The following is a 15,713-nucleotide window of genomic DNA, read 5'->3' as shown; positions in this document are numbered from 1 at the left end:
GGACCGCCCGCGCGTTTTGAGCTTGCGTATAGTTTTACGCTTGCACAGAGGCGCGTGGAGGGTCAAAAAACGCCATGGCTACATCTGTTTTGCATATTGATCTCACTGCTCTGACCGACAATTGGCGGGCGCTGGATCGTTTGACCGCACCTTCTGTGGAAACCGCCGCCGTGATCAAAGCGGACGCTTACGGGCTTGGCGTGGCCAAGGTCGGGCGGGCGCTGGTCAAAGCCGGGGTGAAAAAGTTTTTCGTGGCCGCCGCCGAAGAGGGTGTGGCCCTGCGCGCGGCCATCGGTCCCTCGCCGTGGATCGGGGTGTTTGGCGGTCATATGGCCGGTGACACCGACATGATCGCGGATATGCATCTTGTGCCGATGCTCAATTCCCTCGATCAAATCACCCGCCATTTCGAAGCCCTCCCCGGCGCGCCCTTCGGCATTCAACTCGACACCGGGATGAATCGTCTGGGCCTTGAAGCACCCGAATGGGACGCGGTGAAAGATCTGGTGATCAAAGCCCGCCCCGATCTGATCATGTCGCATCTGGCCTGTGCCGATGAGCCAAAGCATCCGATGAATGCGCACCAACTGGCGACCTTCCGCGAGATGACCGAGGGCCTGTCCGTGCCCCGCGCCTTGTCGGCCACGGGCGGCATTTTGCTTGGGCCGGACTATCATTTCGATCTGGTGCGTCCCGGCGTCGGCCTTTATGGTGGCTTGCCGTTTGAAGACAGCAAACCCGTGGTGCGCCTCGAATGTCCGGTGATCCAGACCCGCGATGTCGCGCCCAATGAAACCGTCGGCTATTCCAACACATGGACCGCCGAGGCCCCCACCCGCATCGCCACGATTTCCGCCGGCTACGCCGATGGTATTTCGCGCAAAATCTCCAACACGGCGGTGCTGTTTGACGGCGACACCCCCTGCCCGCTGGTCGGCCGGGTGTCGATGGATTTGATCACCGTGGACATCACTCATTTGGACCATGTGCCCAAATCGCTTGATCTCTTGTGCGCCCACCAAACGGTCGATGATCTGGCCGATGTGGCAGACACGATTGGCTATGAAATCCTGACCTCTTTGGGGGGGCGCTATATGCGGCGGTATATCGGATGAGCACCACACGCGCGGCCAATCCAATCTTGCACCTGCTGGCCCGTTTGGGGGCTGCGGTGTTGGGGACGTTTGCCGCCGTGGGCCGCTTGACGCTGTTCACGCTCTCGACCTTTCGCCACATCCTCACGCCGCCGTTCTACAGCCGCGAATTCTTTCACGCCTTGATGAATGTCGGCTATCTGTCCTTGCCCGTTGTCGGCCTGACCGCGCTGTTTACGGGGGGGGCTTTGGCGTTGCAAATCTATGCCGGTGGCGCGCGGTTTTCGGCCGAACAGGTGGTGCCGCAAATCGTCGCCCTGGGCGTGGTCCGCGAACTTGGCCCGGTGATGGTCGGTTTGATGATGGCGGCACGGGTCACCTCGTCGATTGCTGCCGAAATCGCCACGATGAAAGTCACCGAACAAATCGACGCGCTGGTCACCCTCTCGACCAACCCGATGAAATACCTCGCCGCTCCGCGCGTTTTGGCCGGGCTGTTGACCGTGCCGTTTCTGGTCGCGGTGGGCGACACAGTAGGGGTGTTTGGCGGCTGGTTCGTGTCGATCAAATCGCTTGATTTCAACTCCGCCACCTACCTCAAAAACACCATAGATTTCCTTGAGATGCCCGACATCGTGTCCTCATTGGTCAAGGGCGCAGCGTTTGGCGTCATCGCCACGTTGATGGGCTGTTATTTCGGGATGAATTCGGGCCGAGGCGCACAGGGCGTGGGTCAGGCGACCAAATCCTCGGTCGTCGCCGCCGCCGTATTGATTCTGGCTGCCAACTTCCTTTTGACACAGGCGTTTTTTGCCGCATGATCACGCTCACCGACGTTCATAAATCCTTTGGCGCAAAACAGATCCTGCGCGGTGTCAACCTGACGGTGGAGCGCGGCGAAAGCTGTGTCATCATCGGCGGATCGGGCACCGGGAAATCGGTGATGCTCAAATGCATTCTGGGCCTTGTGACCCCGGACCGAGGCACGATTACGGTCGATGGCGAAGAGGTCACCGCCAGTGGCGACCGCGATGCGTTTCTGGCCCGGTTTGGCATGTTGTTTCAAGGCTCCGCCCTGTTTGACAGCCTTCCGGTCTGGCAAAACGTCGCCTTTCGCCTGTTGCGCGGCTCGTTGAAACGGCCTCGCCATGAGGCCCGCGAGATCGCGATCGAAAAACTGCGCCGGGTCGGTTTGTCCCCCGATGTGGCCGATCAATTTCCCGCCGAACTGTCGGGCGGGATGCAAAAACGTGTGGGCCTCGCCCGCGCCATCGCCGCCGATCCCGAGATCATTTTCTTTGACGAACCGACCACCGGATTGGACCCGATCATGGCCGGTGTGATCAATGAATTGATCCGCGAGATCGTGGTGGAAATGGGCGCGACGGCGCTGACCATCACCCATGACATGACCTCGGTGCGCGCGATCGCCGACAAGGTGGCGATGTTGCACGGCGGCAAAATCCGTTGGCACGGCCCCGTGGCGCAACTGGACGTGGCAGAAGACCCATACCTCACCCAATTCATCACCGGCTCGGCGCATGGGCCGATTGAAACGGTTCGGTGAGGTTGCCCTTGTCTCGCAGCACCCAGCTTACCCTCCGCCGTCTCAATCTCACCTTGTTGGTCCTGTTTCCCATCGCTTGGGTCGCGCCGCTGATGCGGGCGGGGTTTTTGCCGCTGTTTGGCCTTTCCGAAATTTCGGTTCTCTCTGGCATTGCGGGTCTTTGGCAGACAGACGTCTTTCTTGCCCTCATCGTTGTGCTTTTCGCCATTCTCGCCCCCATCGCCAAGGTGCTGTCCCTCGAAGCGCTGATCTCGAACCGCCTCCCCGCGCGGGTCAAACCCTGGCTGTTTCACCTTGGACGGCTGGCCATGGCGGATGTGTTTTTGATCGCGATTTACATCACGGTCATCAAAGGCATCGGCGTTGGACGGCTTGAGATCGGTTGGGGGCTCTACCTGTTCACGTTTTGTGTGTTGCTCAGTCTGGCTGTGAGTATTTTCACCACGGTAAAAACCGAATGCTTGCGCAGCGGCCCCTTGAAGGACTAGAACGAAGCAAGAACGAGCAGGGAGCGCCAGAATGGCCAAGGCACAAAAGAATTTCGTCTGTTCCAATTGCGCCGCCGTGACGACCAAATGGTCCGGGCGCTGTGACGGCTGTGGTGAATGGAACTCCATTTCCGAGGAAAAACCGTTGTCGGCCTCGGGTCCGGCGAAAAAGACGCTGGGCGGGCTGCGCGGCAAGGAAATTCCACTTTCGGCGCTGTCCGACAAAGAGGCCCCGCCCAAACGCACCTCCTGCGGGCTGACCGAATTTGACCGGGTTTTGGGCGGTGGCTTGGTGCCGTCGTCGGCCATTTTGGTCGGCGGTGATCCGGGCATCGGCAAATCGACGCTTTTGCTGCAAGCGGCGGCGAAATTTGCCATGGCCGGGCTGAAGGTCATCTATATTTCCGGCGAAGAATCCGCCGCCCAAGTGCGGATGCGGGCACAACGGCTGGGCCTTGGCAATGCACCGGTGCGGCTCGGGGCGGAAACCAACCTGCGCGATATTTTGACGACGCTTGAGGCGGAAATGCCCGATTTGGTGATCATTGACTCGATCCAAACCATGTGGGCCGACAATGTCGAAAGCGCGCCGGGATCGGTGTCGCAGGTGCGCGCGGCGGCGCATGAATTGGTGACTTTCGCCAAATCGCGCGGCGTCTCGGTGGTTTTGGTCGGCCATGTCACCAAGGACGGGCAACTCGCGGGGCCCCGCGTGGTCGAACATATGGTCGACACGGTTTTGTATTTTGAGGGCGAGCGCGGACATCATTTCCGCCTGTTGCGCGCGGTCAAAAACCGGTTTGGCCCGGCGCATGAAATCGGCGTGTTTGAAATGACCGGTGACGGGTTGCGCGAAGTGACCAACCCCTCCGCGCTCTTTCTCTCGGAACGCGATCAACCTGTGCCCGGATCGGTGGTTTTTGCCGGCATCGAAGGCACGCGGCCGGTGTTGGTCGAATTCCAAGCCCTCGTCGCCCCCTCGCCCCACGCCCAGGCCCGGCGCACGGTTGTGGGCTGGGACGGATCGCGTTTGGCGATGATCCTCGCGGTATTGGAAAGCCGATGTGGTATTCCCTTTGCCGGGCTGGACGTTTATCTGAACGTGGCGGGCGGGATGAAAGTGTCGGAACCTGCCGCCGATCTGGCGGTGGCGGCGGCGCTGATTTCGGCCCGCGAAGATCAGGCTTTGCCAAAAGATTGTGTGGTTTTCGGGGAACTTTCGCTCTCAGGGAGCTTGCGACCCGTCGGCCAGACCGAAAACAGGTTGAAAGAAGCCAAAAAACTTGGTTTTTCATCGGCCATCGCCCCCGCCCGTTCCAAGGCTGGGGAAAAAAGCGGCATGGACGTCCGGCAGATGAGCGATCTGGTGGGGTTTGTCGGAGAGGTTTTTGGCGCGGGCTAACGCGCACAGAGTTCAAAAGAGAGGCGCCATGGAAGGCTTTACAATCATCGACGGCATCGTCGCATTGGTCATCGTCGTATCGGCGATCCTGGCCTATTCACGCGGATTTGTGCGCGAAGGCATGGCGATTGCCGGATGGATCGTGGCCGCGATCCTGGGCTATATGTTTGCCCCCAAGGCCGTGCCTTTGGTCAAAGAAGTGCCCTATCTTGGAGATTACATCTCTGGATCTTGCGAACTCTCGGTGATCACCGGTTTTTTTGCGGTTTTTGCCGTGGCATTGATCGTCGTGTCGATCTTTTCGCCCCTGTTTTCCTCCGCCGTGCAACGCTCCGCCTTGGGCGGGGTGGATCAGGGGCTTGGTTTCCTGTTCGGCGTGATCCGAGGCATCATTTTGGTCGCCATCGCGTTGGTGATCGTTGACCGCGTCTCCACCGGCGATCCGATTGAGGTGTTGGAAAACTCGCGCACCGCCAAAGTTTTTGCCCGCTCGCAAGACAAGCTGGACGAGAGCCTGCCCGAGGATGCGCCAGATTGGATCACCTCGAGCTATCAATCCTTGGTTTCGACCTGTACTGAGTAAATCACCATCCCTTTGGGCGGCGCCGATCAAAAGCAGCCGCCCTTTTCACAAACCCCACCTTAAGAGCCACGAAACCCGCCCGTCTCACGACTGGAGCACAAGAAGTGATGAAATCTTTTGTGATCCTTTCGTGACACTGGGCCTCTTAGGTCTTAAAGGGTGGGACGAACCGCACAGCGTAGGATTCGGAGCTTGACCGAGATGCTCGAAATGCCCCCCGCTCACCCTTTTGACGATGACAAATTAAAAGAGGAATGCGGCGTTTTCGGCGCCGTTGGCGTTGCCGATGCCGCCTCTTTTATCGCCCTTGGTCTGCATGCGCTTCAGCATCGCGGCCAAGAAGCTGGCGGGATCGTCACCTATGATACCGAGGCCGGATTTCAATCGGCACGCCGCTTTGGCTATGTCCGCGACAATTTCACCAGCCAAAAAGTGATGGAAACCCTGCCCGGCCCGATCGGCATCGGCCATGTGCGCTATTCCACGGCAGGCTCCAAAGGCAACACGGCGATCCGCGACGTGCAGCCGTTCTTTGGCGAATTCGCCATGGGCGGAGCTGCGATTGCCCATAACGGCAATATCACCAATGCCATTGCCCTGCGTCGTGAATTGATTGAACGCGGTTCGATTTTCCAATCCAGCTCGGATTCGGAATGCATCATTCACCTGATGGCGCGCTCGCTGCAACGCAACATCCCTGAGCGGATGAAAGATGCGCTGCGCCGGGTGGAAGGCGCGTTTTCCGTCGTTGCCATGACCCGCACCAAACTGATCGGCGTGCGCGATCCGCGCGGTGTGCGTCCGCTCGTATTGGGCAAGATTGGCGACAAAGGCTATATTCTCTCGTCCGAAACCTGCGCGCTCGACATCATCGGTGCGGAATTTGTGCGCGAAATTGAGCCCGGAGAAATGGTCGTGATCTCGGATGGCAAAGTCCAAAGTTCAAAACCGTTTGAACCAAAGCCTTCGCGCTTTTGCATCTTTGAGCATGTGTATTTTTCTCGCCCTGACAGTATCTTAGGGGGCCGTTCCGTTTATGAGACGCGCCGTCAGATCGGTGTGGAATTGGCGATTGAAGCGCCTGTGGAGGCCGATCTGGTCTGTCCGGTGCCTGACTCCGGCACCCCCGCCGCCATCGGCTATGCGTTCCAATCCGGCATCCCCTACGGCATGGGCATCATCCGCAACCAATATATGGGGCGGACGTTTATTGAACCCTCAGAGCAAATCCGCAACATGGGTGTGCGTCTGAAACTCAACGTCAACCGGGCGCTGATCCGTGACAAGCGGATCATTCTGGTCGATGACTCGGTGGTGCGCGGCACAACCTCGCAAAAAATCAAAGACATGCTGTTGGACGCGGGCGCGGCCGAGGTCCATTTCCGCATTGCGTCGCCGCCGACCATGTGGCCCTGTTTCTACGGCGTCGACACGCCGGATCGCGATAAATTGCTGGCGGCTTACATGTCGGTCGAAGAAATGCGCGTGCATTTGGGCGTTGATAGCCTTCAGTTCATCTCGCTCGATGGCTTGTATCGCGCTGCGGGCGTCCCCGAAGGCCGCGACGCCAAGGCCCCGCGCTATTGCGACGCCTGTTTCTCTGGCGAATACCCGGTGGTGCCTTCCGACATGATCGACAAAGGCTTTCAACTGAAGGCCGCCGAATAAGTGGCCTCCATCCTCGATCTCGATCCCCGCTGGCGCGCGCTCATGGACACGAACGGACCATTCGGCGGGGTGATCGACATCGGTTTTGATCATCCGTCCGAGTGGCCCCATGCGCCGCGTGGCGATCTGGCCTTTGTCAAAGAGGGCGCGGATCAATTGGTCTCTGAACTGTGTCGCTTGGGTGAGGCGCGCTATCTGCGCGCCACACTCACCCTGCCCATTCGCGGCGCGGAGGATGCGTTGGTGATCGCGCTTTGGGCCGAGGTGCCGCATCCGGTGTTTTACGCCTATCTTCAACATCTTGACGGCGGCCCCCTGCCCGAGGACACGTTGGCCAGTCTGGCCAATGATCTGTCGCCTCTGGCCGCCCAAGACAGCGCCCTGACGCTGAGCTTTGGCGATGGCTCTGAGCGGCCCAGCGTCACCCTGACGGGCATCGCGGATATGTCCTTTGACGATCTTCTGGCGCTCTATGAGGCCAGTGGGACACTTGCGCGCGCCGAGTTGACCGCCCCTTGACCGCACCACGTTTTCCCCGCACACATCGCTCCAAATGGGCCGCAACACGGCCCCTGATGACTGGGAAGAGAACATGACAGACCACACAAAAGTCGCCCTCATCACCGGCGCATCGCGCGGCCTTGGCTTTTTCCTCGCCGAAGCGTTGGCCCCGACCTATCACATCGTCGCCGTGGCCAAGACCACAGGCGCGCTCGAAGAGTTGGACGACCGGATCAAAGCCAAGGGCGGCGACGCCACATTGGCCCCGATGGACGTGACCAACCCAGACGCGATGGCGCATCTGTGCCGCGGCATCTATGACCGTTGGGGGCATCTCGACCTTTGGGCGCACACGGCGATCTACGCGCAACTCCTGTCGCCCGCCGATCACATCGACCCCAAGGATTTCGACCGCACCATCGGCACCAATGTGACCGCCACCGGCAAGCTGATGCCGATGATTTCACCGCTGTTGACCATGGCCGCCGCCCCCGCCGATGTCCTGTTTTTCGATGATCCGCATGCGGGCGAGAAATTCTTTGGCGCTTACGGGGCCTCGAAAGCCGCGCAGATCGCCATGGCCAAAAGTTGGCAGGCCGAGGTCGCGCATGTCGAAAAAGCGCCGCGCATTCATGTGCTGTCCCCGCGCCCGATGCCGACAGGCACCCGCGCGCGGTTCTTTCCCGGCGAAGACAAAGCCACGCTGACCCATCCGCGCGACGAAGCGCCGCGTTTGCTCAAAGAGATCGGGGTGATCTGAGCGCCGCTGATGACGGCCACGGATTACAAGGGCGCGAACAGGTCGACCTTGTAGCCATCCGGGTCCACCACCGTGGCATAACGTTGCCCCCAAAACGCATCCCAAGGCGCGTCCACCACGGTGAACCCGGCGTTTGCAATCTCACCCGCCACCCGGTCCACCTCTGTCGGCGTGGCACAGAGCATGGCAAAGGCGGAATGGTTCGCGGGGCGCGGCTTTTCCCCAATCAGTGTTTCCGACAATGTCGCCGCGTCGATCATCAACCGCACCGACCCCGGCGCGGTGTTGGGTTCGACGTGATCGGCATTGGTCTCGACCCCGTCGAAATCAAACCCCAATAGGCGATAAAACGCCACAGACCGCGCCATGTCAGTGGCGGTCACGGCGATTGCGTCGAGCACGGGGCGTGGGGCGGTTACAGACATACTCTCTCTCCAATTCACGATAAGCGTGTCGTGGCACCTTTAGACCTCAGGTTTTTCCCGAAACGCCATAAATATCAGGGCTGCGGTGGGCCACTGACCTTGCCGCGATTCCGAGCCTGCTTTAAGGAGGAAAGGAAGACAAGTGCCAGTCAGACAAAAGGGCCCCTCCATGCGCATCCTGATCACCAACGATGACGGCATCAATGCGCCGGGCCTCAAAACGCTTGAGGCCATCGCCCATACGGTTGCCGGTCCCGAAGGTGAGGTCTGGGTCGTCGCCCCCGCGTTCGAACAATCCGGCGTTGCGCATTGCATTTCCTATTCTCACCCGACCATGATCACCGAGCTTGCCCCGCGCCGTTGGGCTGCCGAAGGCTCGCCCGCCGATTGCGTTTTGGCCGGGTTGCATGACATATTGCCGGAGCGGCCGGATTTGGTGCTCTCTGGCGTCAACCGGGGCAATAACGCGGGCGAAAACGTGATGTATTCCGGCACGATCGGCGGCGCGATGGAAGCGGCATTGCAGGGCGTGAAAGCCATCGCCCTGTCGCAATTTTTCGGACCGCAAAACGCCACACTTGAGGATATGTTTGAAAGCGCTGCCATGCATGGCGCCGATGTCGTCAACACGCTTCTGACCCAAGCACCCTGGGGCGAAGGCGCGGATTACACCTTGTTTTACAACGTGAATTTTCCACCTCTTCCGGCCTCTGAGACCAAAGGTCTCGCCATTTGCCGCCAAGGTCGACGTAAAACGCCGGGCTTTGGCATCGAAGGCCAAGTCTCGCCCACCGGACGACGGTTTTTGTGGGTGCGCGGGTCCGAGCAATCGGTCGACACCGGCCCCGGCACTGATGTGGCGGCCAATTTGGCCGGCCATATCTCGGTCACACCGATGCGCGCCGATCTGACCGCGCATGACATGATCAAAGGCCTCTCCGCCTTGGAAAAAGCCCTCTGATGACCATGAACCCCGAAGCGCAGATGCAGTTCCTCTACACCCTCCGATCCAAGGGGGTGACCGATGGGCGCACGCTTCAGGCCATGGAAAAAATCGACCGCGGCGGCTTTGTCAAAGGCCTGTTTGCCACCCGCGCTTATGAGGATATGCCGCTGCCCATCGCCTGTGGCCAAACGATTTCTCAACCCTCCGTGGTGGGGCTGATGACACAGGCGCTCAATGTGCAGCCGCGCGATAAGGTGTTGGAGGTTGGCACCGGCTCCGGCTATCAGGCCGCGATCCTCAGCCAACTGGCCCGCCGCGTCTATACCGTGGATCGCTACCTGCGCCTTGTGCGCGAGGCTCAGGTCGTGTTTGACAGCCTCGGCATCGTCAATATCACCGCCATGGCGATTGATGGCAGCTATGGCCTGCCCGATCAGGCACCGTTTGATCGCATCCTTGTGACCGCCGCCGCAGAGGACCCTCCCGGCCCGCTCTTGGCGCAGCTCAAAACAGGCGGTATCATGGTTTTACCAGTGGGGCAGTCGGACGCGGTCCAAAGCCTTATCAAAGTGACACGCACCGAGACCGGGTTTGACTACGAAGAACTCCGTTCCGTGCGCTTCGTGCCCCTCGTCGAGGGGATGGGTCAGGAGTAAACGAACCCTCCGTTCAAGAGGGGGTGACAGGGGCGGCCATGGGGCCAATCTCCAACACAGGGCAATGCCCAAGGACTTGAGGATAGAGCCATGACGATTTCATCTTTGGTACAAAGGCGTGGAAATGCGCAAAACCGGGGGCGCGCCCTTTTGCTGGGGTCGGCGCTTTTGGCGCTGAGTGCGTGCGACAAACCGATCGACTTTGACATGCGCGGTCTGACCGATGCATTCTCGACGGCACCTGCCGCCAATGAGGCCAAAACCGCCGCCAAGCCGATCCCCAATGCGCAGGGTGTGATTTCTTATCCGAATTACCAAGTGGTTGTGGCCAAACGTGGCGACACCATCGGTTCTGTCGCGGCGCGTGTCGGCCTTCCCGTGACGGAATTGGCCCGCTACAACGGCATCCCGGTGGACGTGGCCCTGCGCCCCGGCGAAGTGATCGCCCTGCCCCGCCGGATCGGTGACGGCCAATCCACCGTGACCCCAACCGGCACCATTGCCACGGGCGAACGTATCGACATCGCGGCTCTGGCAGATGAGGCCATCACCGACGCTGAGACCAAAACAACCACCACAACGATTGCACAGAGCAATCCGTCCGAACCGGTGGCTGGCATGGAACCGATCCGCCACCAAGTGCAGCGCGGCGAAACCGCCTATTCCATCGCCCGTAAATACGGTGTCTCCGTACGCGCCTTGGCCGATTGGAACGGGCTTGGATCTGACCTTGCTGTCACCGAAGGCCGCTATCTTTTGATCCCGGTGAAAACATCCGAGGGCGTCTCTGAGACCGCCATCACGACCGAGCCGGGCAAAGGGTCGGCCACACCCACACCGCCCTCTGCCGCGGCCCCCCTGCCCGATCCAGACTTGGCCAAACCGGCCCCTGCGGTCACCAAACCGGCCGCCGACCTTGGCGCGACACAGACGTCAAACTCAGAGATGGCCAAACCGGTCTCCGGCGCGATCATCCGCGATTACGACAAGACCAAATCGAAATTCATCCTGTTTTCCGCCCCCGCAGGCACGCCGGTGAAAGCGGCCAAGGACGGGACGGTCAAATTGATCTCGACCAACGCCGATGGGGTGAAAATCATGGTGGTCGATCACGGCGACGGCCTGCAAACCGCCTATAGCTTTATCGACAGCATTTCGGTGAAAAAGGGCGCCAGCGTCAAACGCGGTCAGACCATCGCAAAAGTGACAGCCAACGAATTCAACGCGTTGCAGTTCATGGTCTTCAAAGGCACACAAACCGTGGACCCGACGCCCTATTTGAACTGACGGGTTTGAGTATTTTTTCACGGTAAAAACAGCACGGTAAAGACACAACGGTAAAAACAAGGGGTCGCGCGAAAAGGCGCGGCCTCTTTGCGTTTGGAAACCCTGTCTTAACCTTGATCTGATCTATCTCAATCACGGTACAGGCGGGAGCGCCGATGACCGTTCGCGGTAAAGACATCCCGGCCCGTGGGACCAAAACCCTTCCGAAGACGCCACTGCGCTATGGATCGGCGGCCGGGATGCAGCCCTGCGGGCCTTCCGCTTTACCGTGATTTGGCTTTATCGTGATTTAAATACTCACTTATCCGAGCGCGATACCTTTGCGCCCAGCCAAATCGGTGAAATATTGCCACGCCACCCGGCCAGAGCGCGAGCCGCGGGTGGCTTGCCATTCCACCGCCTCGGCACGCAGTGTATCGGCGTCGATCTGAACCCCATAGGCGTCACAATAGCCGCGGATCATCGTCAGATACTCATCCTGCGAACAGGGATGGAAGCCCAGCCATAGACCGAAGCGATCCGAAAGCGAGACTTTTTCCTCTACCGCCTCCGAGGGATTGATCGCAGAAGAGCGTTCGTTTTCAATCATATCGCGAGGCATCAGGTGGCGGCGATTTGAGGTGGCATAGAACAAAACATTGTCTGGCCGACCTTCGATCCCGCCATCCAGCACGGCTTTGAGGGATTTGTAATGGTCGTCATCATGGCTGAAGGACAGATCATCACAGAATAGCAAAAACCGATGCTCGGAGCCGCGCAAAAGCGCCAAAAGCCGCGACACAGAGCCAAGGTCTTCGCGCTGCATTTCAACAATCTTTAGGTCCAAGCCCTCGGCCACCACAGCCGCATGAACGGATTTCACCAAGGATGATTTGCCCATCCCCCGTGCCCCCCACAACAGCGCATTGTTGGCCGACAAGCCGCGCGCGAATTGGCGGGTGTTCTCAAGCAACGTGTCACGCGAGCGATCCACACCGACAAGCAGCGACAGATCGACCCGCGACACGTTTTGAACCGGCACAAGCGCGTCCGGTTCGGTGTGCCAGACATAGGCATCTGCCCCGTCAAAATCAGGTGCGGCCAGAGGCGCGGGGGCCATGCGTTCCAAGGCCTCCGCAATACGTTTGAGGGTCTTTTTGCTCATGGCAACCTCGCTTATTTATCGTCGTCAAAATCGCCGAACAGGTCTTCGTCTTCGTCCAAAACGCCAGCGGCGCGCAGTTCTTCGGTGCGTTTCTTTTCAACGCGGGCGACGAGGAAGATGGAGATTTCGTAGAGGCCATAGACCACGACAAACAGGATCAACTGGGTCGTCACATCCGGTGGCGTGACCAAGGCGGCGACGGTCAGGATGCCCACAACCGCATATTTACGGGTTGAGCGCAGCCCGTGCGCCGTGGCCAATCCGGCCTTGCCCATCAGGGTCAACAGCACCGGAAGCTGAAAGCACAGCCCGAAGGCCACAATCATTTTCAACGTGATATCGAGGCTCTCATTCACCTTCCCGTTGAACACGATGTTGATGCCCGTGTCCTGGGTCGCGGTTGCCACATCGCCGCCATTGGCGACAAGTGCGCCGACAAAAGAGGGCAGATCGGCAAAGCCCAAGAAGAACGTCATCGCCAGCGGCACAACCACATATTGCGCAAAGGCCGCGCCCGCGAGGAACAACATCGGTGAGGCGATGAGAAACGGCAAAAACGCATTCTTTTCATTGCGGTACAGCCCCGGCGCGACAAAGCGCCAAAGCTGATAGCCGACGACAGGGAAGGACAGCATCAAGCCGCCGACCATCGAAATGCGGATCAGGGTAAAGAAATATTCCTGCGGTGCCGTGTATTGCATCACCGGGTTCGGGTTGCCCAAGGCGCGCATGGATTTTTCGATCGGGATCAACAGAAAATCAAGGATCGGACTGGCCACGGTAAAACAGATCACCATGGCAACGACAAAGGCCAAAGCGGCCCGGATCAACCGGCTCCGCAGCTCGGCCAGATGTTCGACCAACGGTGCGGAGCTGTCTTCGATATCGCTGTCAGTTTGGCTCATGCCTCGCCCTCATTCGATGTGCTCATCTTGGTCGATTTGGCCACCGCCTTTTTAGGCGTGGCTTTCGGGGCCGTTGCCTTTTTTGCAGCGACAGGTTTGGCCGCCGTCGGCTTGGCTGTCGGCTTGGCCGCTGTTTTGGCCGCCGTCGTCTTAGGTGCAGGCTTCTTCGCGGCAGGCTTTTTTGCCACCGGTTTCTTCGCGGCAGTCGCCTTTGCAGTCGCCTTCGCAGGTGCCGCAGCGGCCTCTGCCTCAGCCGCCTCAGCCGCTTTGCGCTCGGCCGCTTTCTTTGCCGCACTCTCTGAAATTTTCTTGGCCGCCTCAGCTCGCTCGGGGCTCAGCTCATCCTTTTGCAACGCCGTCGTTTTCGGCGCAGCCTTGCCATCAGAAGACTTCAGAGGGTCCCATTTTTCAAAGGTCGATGCCGCATCGTTGAGCTTATCAAGCCCGAATTTCTTCGGGTTTGTCGCGCCTTTGAAGGCGTCTGTGGCCTCTTTGATCCCACTCTCATCGGCAGCACTTTCCATGGCCCGCGAAAACTCCCGCGCCATGGATTTCGCCCGCGCCGTGAACCGTCCCAGCGTTCGGAACATCCCCGGCAGGTCCTTTGGGCCGACGACGATCAACGCCACGACCCCGATGACCAAAAGTTCTGACATGCCCATGTCAAAGAAGAGCGGAATGGACGGCATCACGATAGCACTCATGCGCACACGCCTTTTTCACAAAAACCCAAAAGAAGCGGATCATCCCGACCCCAAACGAGGCCCAGATCCGGCGAAGGCGAGACAGGTCCCGCCCAAAGACAGGTCTTAGACCTTGTCTTTTTCTTCTTCGGGGGTGACGTCTTTGGCAACCTGTGCGGCCTCGTCTTCGATCTCTTTGGAGCCCTCAGAGACGCCTTTTTTGAAGGAGGTGATGCCTTTGCCGACTTCGCCCATGAGGCCGGAAATCTTGCCGCGGCCAAACAGGACCAAAACGACGACAGCGATGAGCAGGAGGCCGGGAAGGCCGATATTGTTGAGCATGTGGTTCTCCATCGGTGCGGGCGATGCGCCCGGTGATCAAATCTCGCGAGGATTAGGATTAGGCGGCTCTGAGACCAAGGAAAAGGCCAAAACGACGGATTCTCCCCCGATGCACAACATTGGCGCGATGGGCAGGGGTGGAAAAACGCTACTGACAGGTTTATGTCAGTTGAAACTGCCCATGGTGACGGTGTTGAAACTCGAATCGGAGACATCATGTCTGATATTCAAATCATTGAAACTGTTACCTTCCGCACCATTGCCGGGGTGAGCGACAGCGACCTCACTGCGGTGGCCAAGGGTCTGAACGCCTATCTGGATCGGTGCGAGGGCTTTCGCGCCCGCACGCTTTACAAGGACGCAAGCGGGCTTTGGCATGAGCACTATGTCTGGGCCAATGACGCCGCAGCCAAGGCGGCGGATGCCGGATTCATGGCCGCCCCTGAGGCGCAGGCGTTCATGGCGCTGGTGGACCGCGACACGGTGAGCATGGGCCACGCCCCCATCACCCTTGCGCGCATCATATCTCCTGAGGCGGCATAACCATGGCAGGCGGTCGCAAACAAACCGGTATCCGGCGCAGTGACCGCCTGTTTGATCTTATTCAAATCCTGCGGGATGGAAAGCTCCACAAAGGCCATGAACTGGCCGCAAAACTTGAGGTGTCGGAACGCACGATTTGGCGCGATATGGCCACGCTGCGCGCCTCTGGTGTGCCGGTCGAGGGCGAGCGCGGCGTCGGCTATATGGTCACCTCCCCGATCACCTTGCCGCCAATGAACCTGAGTATGGGGGAATTGGAGGCGCTGCATTTGGCGGTGGCGATTTTGAGCGAGGCGACCGACCCGGAACTGGCGCAAAACGCCCAAAGCCTTGCCGCCAAGATCGACGCCGTGCTGCCCGAAAACTCCGGCCCGCCCAGTGCCGGGTGGGGGTTTGCGGTGTTTCCCTTTGCCGATGCCGCCGCTGGATTTCGCCATATGCCCGGATTGCGCGAGGCGGTGCGGGAGAAAAAGCGGCTGCGGATCACCTATAAAGCGCTCGACGATCAGATCAGCACCCGCGTTGTCCGCCCGCTTCAGCTTGAATATTGGGGGCGTGTTTGGACCCTCTCGGCCTGGTGCGAAACGCGGCAGGACTTTCGGGTGTTCCGGGTGGATCGGATCGAGCGGGTGATCGACACCGGGGCGCAGTTTGTCGATGAGCCGGGGAAAACGCTTGCGGAATTTATCGCCCTGCAAAAGGCCAAATGTTAGCCAAGT

At 59.5% G+C, this 15,713-nt stretch carries 19 protein-coding genes; 14 read left to right on the top strand and 5 right to left on the bottom strand.

Annotated elements, in window-relative coordinates; all coding sequences use genetic code 11:
- Positions 1–74 precede the first annotated feature (74 nt).
- From alr to BLT54_RS05580, 9 genes are all read left to right on the top strand, one after another.
- Positions 75–1,115 carry an alanine racemase gene (gene alr, locus BLT54_RS05620; RefSeq protein WP_074642074.1) on the top strand — a complete coding sequence of 347 codons (1,041 nt, stop codon included), beginning with the start codon at positions 75–77 and terminating at the stop codon, positions 1,113–1,115.
- On the top strand, positions 1,112–1,915 hold the full coding sequence (locus BLT54_RS05615; RefSeq protein WP_074642072.1) for an MlaE family ABC transporter permease: 804 nt from the start codon (positions 1,112–1,114) through the stop codon (positions 1,913–1,915). The genes alr and BLT54_RS05615 overlap by 4 nt, the downstream gene beginning before the upstream one ends.
- Positions 1,912–2,661, top strand: a complete 750-nt coding sequence (locus BLT54_RS05610; RefSeq protein ID WP_074642070.1) for an ABC transporter ATP-binding protein — start codon at positions 1,912–1,914, stop codon at positions 2,659–2,661. Before BLT54_RS05615 ends, BLT54_RS05610 begins: the two co-directional genes overlap by 4 nt.
- 8 nt (positions 2,662–2,669) lie before the next feature.
- On the top strand, positions 2,670–3,149 hold the full coding sequence (locus tag BLT54_RS05605) for a paraquat-inducible protein A (RefSeq protein WP_074642488.1): 480 nt from the start codon (positions 2,670–2,672) through the stop codon (positions 3,147–3,149).
- A 31-nt stretch (positions 3,150–3,180) separates the two neighbouring features.
- A complete protein-coding gene (gene radA, locus BLT54_RS05600) occupies positions 3,181–4,551 on the top strand; it encodes a DNA repair protein RadA (RefSeq protein WP_074642068.1) in 1,371 nt (456 codons plus the stop codon).
- Between the two features lie 28 nt (positions 4,552–4,579).
- The gene (locus tag BLT54_RS05595; RefSeq protein WP_074642066.1) at positions 4,580–5,134 is read left to right on the top strand and encodes a CvpA family protein; all 555 of its coding nucleotides are present in this window, start codon (positions 4,580–4,582) and stop codon (positions 5,132–5,134) included.
- A gap of 201 nt (positions 5,135–5,335) precedes the next feature.
- On the top strand, positions 5,336–6,802 hold the full coding sequence (purF, locus tag BLT54_RS05590) for an amidophosphoribosyltransferase (protein WP_074642485.1): 1,467 nt from the start codon (positions 5,336–5,338) through the stop codon (positions 6,800–6,802).
- Positions 6,803–6,844: 42 nt separating this feature from the next.
- On the top strand, positions 6,845–7,321 hold the full coding sequence (locus BLT54_RS05585; RefSeq protein ID WP_143026750.1) for a DUF2199 domain-containing protein: 477 nt from the start codon (positions 6,845–6,847) through the stop codon (positions 7,319–7,321).
- Positions 7,322–7,394: 73 nt separating this feature from the next.
- On the top strand, positions 7,395–8,063 hold the full coding sequence (locus BLT54_RS05580; RefSeq protein WP_074642483.1) for an SDR family NAD(P)-dependent oxidoreductase: 669 nt from the start codon (positions 7,395–7,397) through the stop codon (positions 8,061–8,063).
- 23 nt (positions 8,064–8,086) lie between these two features.
- On the opposite strand, the gene BLT54_RS05575 is transcribed toward BLT54_RS05580, so the two are convergent.
- The gene (locus tag BLT54_RS05575) at positions 8,087–8,488 is read right to left on the bottom strand and encodes a VOC family protein (protein ID WP_074642062.1); all 402 of its coding nucleotides are present in this window, start codon (positions 8,486–8,488) and stop codon (positions 8,087–8,089) included.
- A 169-nt stretch (positions 8,489–8,657) separates the two neighbouring features.
- Here BLT54_RS05575 and surE point away from each other — a divergent pair, with 169 nt between their 5' ends.
- The 3 genes from surE to BLT54_RS05560 all read left to right on the top strand — a co-directional run bounded on the left by surE (position 8,658) and on the right by BLT54_RS05560 (position 11,377).
- Entirely contained in the window at positions 8,658–9,449 is a 792-nt protein-coding gene (gene surE, locus BLT54_RS05570) for a 5'/3'-nucleotidase SurE (RefSeq protein ID WP_074642060.1), read from the top strand.
- Positions 9,449–10,090: a protein-L-isoaspartate(D-aspartate) O-methyltransferase gene (locus BLT54_RS05565; protein ID WP_074642058.1), complete on the top strand. Its 642-nt coding sequence runs from the start codon at positions 9,449–9,451 to the stop codon at positions 10,088–10,090. Before surE ends, BLT54_RS05565 begins: the two co-directional genes overlap by 1 nt.
- Before the next feature lie 90 nt (positions 10,091–10,180).
- The gene (locus BLT54_RS05560; protein WP_074642055.1) at positions 10,181–11,377 is read left to right on the top strand and encodes a LysM peptidoglycan-binding domain-containing M23 family metallopeptidase; all 1,197 of its coding nucleotides are present in this window, start codon (positions 10,181–10,183) and stop codon (positions 11,375–11,377) included.
- A 301-nt stretch (positions 11,378–11,678) separates the two neighbouring features.
- Here BLT54_RS05560 and BLT54_RS05555 read toward each other — a convergent pair whose 3' ends face one another.
- The 4 genes from BLT54_RS05555 to BLT54_RS05540 form a co-directional block, all read right to left on the bottom strand.
- The gene (locus BLT54_RS05555) at positions 11,679–12,521 is read right to left on the bottom strand and encodes an ATP-binding protein (protein WP_074642053.1); all 843 of its coding nucleotides are present in this window, start codon (positions 12,519–12,521) and stop codon (positions 11,679–11,681) included.
- An 11-nt stretch (positions 12,522–12,532) separates the two neighbouring features.
- Positions 12,533–13,426: a twin-arginine translocase subunit TatC gene (tatC, locus tag BLT54_RS05550; protein WP_074642051.1), complete on the bottom strand. Its 894-nt coding sequence runs from the start codon at positions 13,424–13,426 to the stop codon at positions 12,533–12,535.
- The gene (tatB, locus tag BLT54_RS05545) at positions 13,423–14,130 is read right to left on the bottom strand and encodes a Sec-independent protein translocase protein TatB (protein WP_083351704.1); all 708 of its coding nucleotides are present in this window, start codon (positions 14,128–14,130) and stop codon (positions 13,423–13,425) included. Before tatB ends, tatC begins: the two co-directional genes overlap by 4 nt.
- A gap of 105 nt (positions 14,131–14,235) precedes the next feature.
- Positions 14,236–14,451, bottom strand: a complete 216-nt coding sequence (locus BLT54_RS05540; RefSeq protein ID WP_074642049.1) for a twin-arginine translocase TatA/TatE family subunit — start codon at positions 14,449–14,451, stop codon at positions 14,236–14,238.
- Between the two features lie 216 nt (positions 14,452–14,667).
- Here BLT54_RS05540 and BLT54_RS05535 point away from each other — a divergent pair, with 216 nt between their 5' ends.
- Together BLT54_RS05535 and BLT54_RS05530 are read left to right on the top strand one after the other, a co-directional pair.
- On the top strand, positions 14,668–14,994 hold the full coding sequence (locus BLT54_RS05535) for a hypothetical protein (RefSeq protein ID WP_074642476.1): 327 nt from the start codon (positions 14,668–14,670) through the stop codon (positions 14,992–14,994).
- A 2-nt stretch (positions 14,995–14,996) separates the two neighbouring features.
- Entirely contained in the window at positions 14,997–15,707 is a 711-nt protein-coding gene (locus BLT54_RS05530; protein WP_245707955.1) for a helix-turn-helix transcriptional regulator, read from the top strand.
- The last annotated feature ends 6 nt before the right edge of the window (positions 15,708–15,713 follow it).

The sequence above is a fragment of the Celeribacter baekdonensis genome (assembly GCF_900102315.1).
Lineage (GTDB): Bacteria > Pseudomonadota > Alphaproteobacteria > Rhodobacterales > Rhodobacteraceae > Celeribacter > Celeribacter baekdonensis.
This window is presented reverse-complemented; position numbering and strand designations above follow the sequence as displayed.

What these genes read in the sequence shown, in the direction of transcription:
- alr (WP_074642074.1), top strand. Translation starts at nt 75, where the DNA reads ATGGCTACATCTGTTTTGCATATTGATCTCACTGCTCTGACCGACAAT.
- BLT54_RS05535 (WP_074642476.1), top strand. Translation starts at nt 14,668, where the DNA reads ATGTCTGATATTCAAATCATTGAAACTGTTACCTTCCGCACCATTGCC.
- BLT54_RS05610 (WP_074642070.1), top strand. Translation starts at nt 1,912, where the DNA reads ATGATCACGCTCACCGACGTTCATAAATCCTTTGGCGCAAAACAGATC.
- BLT54_RS05560 (WP_074642055.1), top strand. Translation starts at nt 10,181, where the DNA reads ATGACGATTTCATCTTTGGTACAAAGGCGTGGAAATGCGCAAAACCGG.
- tatC (WP_074642051.1), bottom strand. Translation starts at nt 13,426, where the DNA reads ATGAGCCAAACTGACAGCGATATCGAAGACAGCTCCGCACCGTTGGTC.
- BLT54_RS05595 (WP_074642066.1), top strand. Translation starts at nt 4,580, where the DNA reads ATGGAAGGCTTTACAATCATCGACGGCATCGTCGCATTGGTCATCGTC.
- BLT54_RS05615 (WP_074642072.1), top strand. Translation starts at nt 1,112, where the DNA reads ATGAGCACCACACGCGCGGCCAATCCAATCTTGCACCTGCTGGCCCGT.
- BLT54_RS05555 (WP_074642053.1), bottom strand. Translation starts at nt 12,521, where the DNA reads ATGAGCAAAAAGACCCTCAAACGTATTGCGGAGGCCTTGGAACGCATG.
- surE (WP_074642060.1), top strand. Translation starts at nt 8,658, where the DNA reads ATGCGCATCCTGATCACCAACGATGACGGCATCAATGCGCCGGGCCTC.
- BLT54_RS05575 (WP_074642062.1), bottom strand. Translation starts at nt 8,488, where the DNA reads ATGTCTGTAACCGCCCCACGCCCCGTGCTCGACGCAATCGCCGTGACC.
- BLT54_RS05585 (WP_143026750.1), top strand. Translation starts at nt 6,845, where the DNA reads ATGGACACGAACGGACCATTCGGCGGGGTGATCGACATCGGTTTTGAT.
- BLT54_RS05580 (WP_074642483.1), top strand. Translation starts at nt 7,395, where the DNA reads ATGACAGACCACACAAAAGTCGCCCTCATCACCGGCGCATCGCGCGGC.
- BLT54_RS05540 (WP_074642049.1), bottom strand. Translation starts at nt 14,451, where the DNA reads ATGCTCAACAATATCGGCCTTCCCGGCCTCCTGCTCATCGCTGTCGTC.
- purF (WP_074642485.1), top strand. Translation starts at nt 5,336, where the DNA reads ATGCTCGAAATGCCCCCCGCTCACCCTTTTGACGATGACAAATTAAAA.
- BLT54_RS05565 (WP_074642058.1), top strand. Translation starts at nt 9,449, where the DNA reads ATGACCATGAACCCCGAAGCGCAGATGCAGTTCCTCTACACCCTCCGA.
- radA (WP_074642068.1), top strand. Translation starts at nt 3,181, where the DNA reads ATGGCCAAGGCACAAAAGAATTTCGTCTGTTCCAATTGCGCCGCCGTG.
- tatB (WP_083351704.1), bottom strand. Translation starts at nt 14,130, where the DNA reads ATGAGTGCTATCGTGATGCCGTCCATTCCGCTCTTCTTTGACATGGGC.
- BLT54_RS05530 (WP_245707955.1), top strand. Translation starts at nt 14,997, where the DNA reads ATGGCAGGCGGTCGCAAACAAACCGGTATCCGGCGCAGTGACCGCCTG.